This window comes from Arthrobacter sp. H14 (assembly GCF_000520495.1).
Classification (GTDB): domain Bacteria; phylum Actinomycetota; class Actinomycetes; order Actinomycetales; family Micrococcaceae; genus Arthrobacter_C.
Genome location: NZ_KI914703.1, coordinates 2,488 through 6,489 on the forward strand (window position 1 = coordinate 2,488; position 4,002 = coordinate 6,489).

General features: G+C 60.3%; 7 protein-coding genes and 1 pseudogene. 4 read left to right on the forward strand and 4 right to left on the reverse strand.

Going from position 1 to position 4,002, the window contains the following annotated elements; all coding sequences use genetic code 11:
- Positions 1–10 precede the first annotated feature (10 nt).
- Positions 11–508, reverse strand: a complete 498-nt coding sequence (locus Y707_RS0120885) for an Asp23/Gls24 family envelope stress response protein (RefSeq protein WP_026536486.1) — start codon at positions 506–508, stop codon at positions 11–13.
- Between the two features lie 166 nt (positions 509–674).
- Here Y707_RS0120885 and Y707_RS0120890 point away from each other — a divergent pair, with 166 nt between their 5' ends.
- Genes Y707_RS0120890 through Y707_RS0120900 form a run of 3 tightly spaced genes read left to right on the forward strand, consistent with a single transcriptional unit; the run spans position 675 to position 2,237 of the window.
- Positions 675–1,283: an RNA polymerase sigma factor gene (locus Y707_RS0120890; RefSeq protein WP_051442276.1), complete on the forward strand. Its 609-nt coding sequence runs from the start codon at positions 675–677 to the stop codon at positions 1,281–1,283.
- On the forward strand, positions 1,274–1,855 hold the full coding sequence (locus Y707_RS0120895; RefSeq protein ID WP_026536488.1) for an Asp23/Gls24 family envelope stress response protein: 582 nt from the start codon (positions 1,274–1,276) through the stop codon (positions 1,853–1,855). Before Y707_RS0120890 ends, Y707_RS0120895 begins: the two co-directional genes overlap by 10 nt.
- A complete protein-coding gene (locus Y707_RS0120900) occupies positions 1,848–2,237 on the forward strand; it encodes an Asp23/Gls24 family envelope stress response protein (RefSeq protein ID WP_026536489.1) in 390 nt (129 codons plus the stop codon). The genes Y707_RS0120895 and Y707_RS0120900 overlap by 8 nt, the downstream gene beginning before the upstream one ends.
- 96 nt (positions 2,238–2,333) lie before the next feature.
- Here Y707_RS0120900 and Y707_RS28145 read toward each other — a convergent pair whose 3' ends face one another.
- Both Y707_RS28145 and Y707_RS0120910 read right to left on the reverse strand, forming a co-directional pair.
- Complete coding sequence (locus Y707_RS28145) at positions 2,334–2,837, reverse strand: sigma-70 family RNA polymerase sigma factor (RefSeq protein ID WP_081745062.1); 504 nt, start codon at positions 2,835–2,837, stop codon at positions 2,334–2,336.
- A 58-nt stretch (positions 2,838–2,895) separates the two neighbouring features.
- Positions 2,896–3,144 carry a hypothetical protein gene (locus Y707_RS0120910; RefSeq protein WP_026536490.1) on the reverse strand — a complete coding sequence of 83 codons (249 nt, stop codon included), beginning with the start codon at positions 3,142–3,144 and terminating at the stop codon, positions 2,896–2,898.
- 291 nt (positions 3,145–3,435) lie between these two features.
- On the opposite strand from Y707_RS0120910, the gene Y707_RS0120915 reads away from it, so the two are divergent.
- Positions 3,436–3,645: a helix-turn-helix domain-containing protein gene (locus Y707_RS0120915; RefSeq protein WP_442853318.1), complete on the forward strand. Its 210-nt coding sequence runs from the start codon at positions 3,436–3,438 to the stop codon at positions 3,643–3,645.
- Positions 3,646–3,690: 45 nt separating this feature from the next.
- On the opposite strand, the pseudogene Y707_RS31815 reads toward Y707_RS0120915, so the two are convergent.
- Positions 3,691–4,002: pseudogene (locus Y707_RS31815) on the reverse strand (hypothetical protein); the annotation flags it as partial.

The following is a 4,002-nucleotide window of genomic DNA, read 5'->3' on the forward strand; positions in this document are numbered from 1 at the left end:
ACCGATTGCATTACTCAAGCCGGTCACGGTTCGAGGTCTCGTCGTCGTTGTCTTCGGGCAGGTGCAGATCGGTGACGCTGATGTTCACCTCGAGGACCTCCAGGCCGGTGGCGTGTTCGACGGATTGGATTACGTTACGTCGGATCATCTGGCTGACCTCGACAATCGAGACGTCGTGTTCGACGACGATACTCAGATCGATCGCTGTCTGCCGTTCGCCCTTTTCGACGCTGACGCCGCCGCTGGCGTTAGTCTGTGAGCCGGGAATGCGCTCGGTGAGTCCACTGAACGCCCGGCGCGCGGCCGACCCCATTGCATAAACACCGGGCACCTCGCGGGTAGCAATTCCGGCCAGTTTCTGCACCACTGTCTCCGCGATGGTTGTATCGCCCTGATCCGTTTGCAGCGGGCCGACCTTCTTGGGTTTTTCCTCCGGCGTATTGCGCTGCTGCTCTTCGCCGGTGGCCGGAACAGTAGAACGGCGCGGGGTATCGTTTTGGTCCGTCATGGAGATCTCCTCCTCGAAAGGTTTAACGTCTTGGACACAGTTAAAGACGCGGGGCAGGCTGAATCCTCACGGGTCCTTGGCAAATAATTTTCCGCAGGCACCGGTGCCCCAGGCCATATGGGCGGGCTAGCATGGATGCTAGGCCGGTCAAAACATAGGAGGGCGCTTGGAACAGATAGACAAAGTTCCGGCGCAATCGGTGACGGAGATCGATGAAATTACCGTGATCTCCCGTGCTCAGGACGGCGACCTTGCCGCTTTCGAACGCCTGGTGAATACCTATCAGGGGCGGATCTTCCGGCTCGCCTACCGAATGCTTTTTAACACAGCGGACGCCGAGGATATTGTGCAGGAGACCATGATCGCCGCGTGGCGTCAACTTCCTGCATTGGTGAGTCCCGCAGCGTTTAGCGGCTGGATCTACCGGGTCAGCACCAACCGATGCCTCGACCTGCTGCGGCAGCGCCGGACGCACCAGGAAACACCGACCGGTAATGAGGAACTGGAACACCAGTCCCGGACCGGCGGCATCGACCAACATGCGGCAGTCAACGGTCCTGCGGAGGAAGCTGAACTGTCCGCCCAACTTGACCAGCTTGCCCAAATCCTCGAAACCATTTCACCGGAGCAGCGTGCCTGCTGGCTGTTGCGGGAAATGCACGGACACTCATACGCTCAAATCGCCGATATGCTGCAGACCACCGAACCGGCCGTCCGTGGCCGCATTGCACGAGCCCGAAACCAGCTGGCGGAACGGATGGTCCAATGGCGCTGAACGACGAAACCCCCCGGCTGGGCTGCGGCCGGCGGATTGATGAGTTGTGGGAGGCGATTGACCAGCCGCCCGGAAACCACGAGAAGACATGCCGCGACTGCCAACAGGCACGGGCCGCGCTCTATAACCTCGCCAGCGTCACCGAGGCAATGCGCGGGCAGGACCGGAGGGGGCTGTACCCCTCCAGCCGGGTCAAAGAAACCATCATGACAGTCGCCCGCGCCGAGGTGCGCCGCAGCCACCGCATCCAACTTACCCACACCAAGACAGGAACCATCCAGATCAGCGCTCAGGCGCTTGCCGCCCTGGTCCGGTTCGCCGCGGACACCCTCCCGGGAGTCCGCGCACGCCGGTGCAGCATCGACCCATACCGGCCGGCCCCCTCAGCAGAAGGGAGTCAGGTGGATGCAGCCGATATCCACCTGACACTGAAAGTGGCCGTCTCGGCGGCCCTGAGCATCCCACCCACCATGGAAGCTCTCCGCGAGCGGGTGATCGCCGTCGTCAGCGCGCAGGTTGCACTCAATTCCCGGCAAATCGATGTGATCGTGGAGGACCTGTACGATGCCTGAACAACCCATCACCGGACGGGCGGTCGATAACGAGACGCTGGCGGAGATGCTGGAACGGACCATATCGGAAATACCAGGGGTGATACGCCTCGAACCCACCCTCTGGAGCACACTGGCCCGGGTACAAGCGGCCTCCAGAAGGGGACTGCAGAAGTGGATCCGCCCCGGTTCGGACGCAGCATCGACCGGCCGGGATGGTATTCACCTGCAAGTGGCCGACGACGGAGCGCAGGTGACCATCGAACTGGCCACCGACATCGCCCACAGCTCAGTCGATACGGCCAAAAAAGTGCAACAGGCCGCAACCGAGACTATAGAACGGGCGGGATTGCCGACCCAACGAGTCGATGTTGTCATCCTCTCCATCGAGAGCGCACCATAGAGCTTCTATAACTGATGGCTATGAACCACGGCCGATTTATCACCACTGGTACCCCGGATGGTTTGCGTGCGAAACAGCCATGGCCGGACTGGAACGTTAGCGGTCGGCCTGGTTCTGCCCGTGTTCTTCAGCGAGACAGGCCCGCAGACGCAGGATGCCGTCCCGGATTCTGGTTTTGACTGTAGAGACGTTGACTCCCAACGCAGCGGCTATTTCTGTCCCGGTCAGGCCGTCGTAGTACGCCAAGTAAATCGACTCGCGCTGCAGGTCCGTCAGTGCATGCTTACACCCGCCAAGCGACTCGGCTGCTGCGAGGCGGTCGACGAGCCCGGCTACCGGATCGTGGTCTGGCTGTTCCGCTTGCAGAGAGTACTTGATTATGCGGTGTCTGGAGCGTTGTTCGCTGCGTACTATGTCCACTGCCCGCCGGTGGGCGATGGTCATGACCAAGGCAAGGGGGCTGCCCAGACAGGGATTGTAATTGTGGGAGGCAGACCAGATTTGAAGGTACACGTCCTGAATCGCGTCCTCGCTAAGGGTACGGTCACCGATCACCCGATTGACCAGACCGTAGACCCGCGGCACCGTCTGGGCGTACAGCTCGTCGAAGGCTGCGAATCAATCTACCGGCTGGGAGGCCACTGTCCAAGGCGCTGACCTAAAGATCTTCCGAGTCCTGCTCCTCAGGCCCGACTCGTTTCGCCCGGTGGGAAAGTATGAGCATGATCAGGGATCCGGCAGCGACCGAGGCAAGCGCAATGAGTATTACGAGATCAAGGGTATTCGACGGCGTGGCTACGACGATCACGGCCTGAAGTATCGCGATAACGAGGAAAACCCACAATAACCACCGGGGTCCATAAGGGTCCTTCACTGTCCTGTGTGGACCATGAGAATTCTCGGCCATCGTGGCGCGCCCTTTCGCAGTGCAGCCGCGGTCGGCGCTCCTGCTTAGCGGCACGACATGCCCCGTTACGGCATAAGACTAAGGCTTGAAGCCCGATGTGCCAAAACCACTTATGGATGCCGTTTGCGGCGACAACAGCCTATCTATGTATATCCTGATCCGGGTTGGCTAGGATGTACCCAAGCCTTGGGAATGCGGTAGTGCCCGCTACCGGGGAAGGGGCGCTATTGGGGGCCACATTATTTGTCAAGAATTTCCTGCCGCGCATCAACGCTGGTTTCAGGAGCGATGATGGCCGACCATTTCCGTAGTCTTGAGCTGCTCACCGTTGAGGAAGTGGCCGCTGTGCTGCGGGTGTCTAAGATGACGGTTTACTGCCGGGTTCATTCAGGTGAACTTCCCTCCGTGCACTTTGGCCGGTCGTTCCGGATTCCTGCACGTGCCATCGAGACCTATCTGAGACCGAGTAAGCCCCCTACGGAGCCTGAAGAAGAACCATAACCGTCGGGACCGTAAGGGATTTGTTGCTGCCACTGCAGGCATAGTTTATTCAGGCGCATGTCCTTGGAGCAGGAAACGGTGGGAGTAAGCGGTAAAGGGCCCATTCCGGGCCATTCTGTCGTGCAGGCGCCGCAGCTGGGGCAAGTAGTCGGCGATGGTGAAACCGGGGACTTGCCATCCAACCGCCTGCACAAAACCGATCACAGCCCCCACGTCGGCGAAGACGGTGGGGATCATCGCTTCGGCCTGACTCTCGATCGTTAACCCGGCATCACGAAGCTCTTGTGACGCATAGTCGAGATCCCACTGTGCGAAGCCCAGCGGCGGGGCCCCGAGTGCAGCGTTGAGCTCGGCCAG

Bases quoted from the DNA above. Each gene is read 5' to 3' on its own strand.
- Y707_RS0120885 (WP_026536486.1), bottom strand. From the start codon at position 508: ATGACGGACCAAAACGATACCCCGCGCCGTTCTACTGTTCCGGCCACC.
- Y707_RS0120895 (WP_026536488.1), top strand. From the start codon at position 1,274: ATGGCGCTGAACGACGAAACCCCCCGGCTGGGCTGCGGCCGGCGGATT.
- Y707_RS0120900 (WP_026536489.1), top strand. From the start codon at position 1,848: ATGCCTGAACAACCCATCACCGGACGGGCGGTCGATAACGAGACGCTG.
- Y707_RS0120910 (WP_026536490.1), bottom strand. From the start codon at position 3,144: ATGGCCGAGAATTCTCATGGTCCACACAGGACAGTGAAGGACCCTTAT.
- Y707_RS0120915 (WP_442853318.1), top strand. From the start codon at position 3,436: ATGGCCGACCATTTCCGTAGTCTTGAGCTGCTCACCGTTGAGGAAGTG.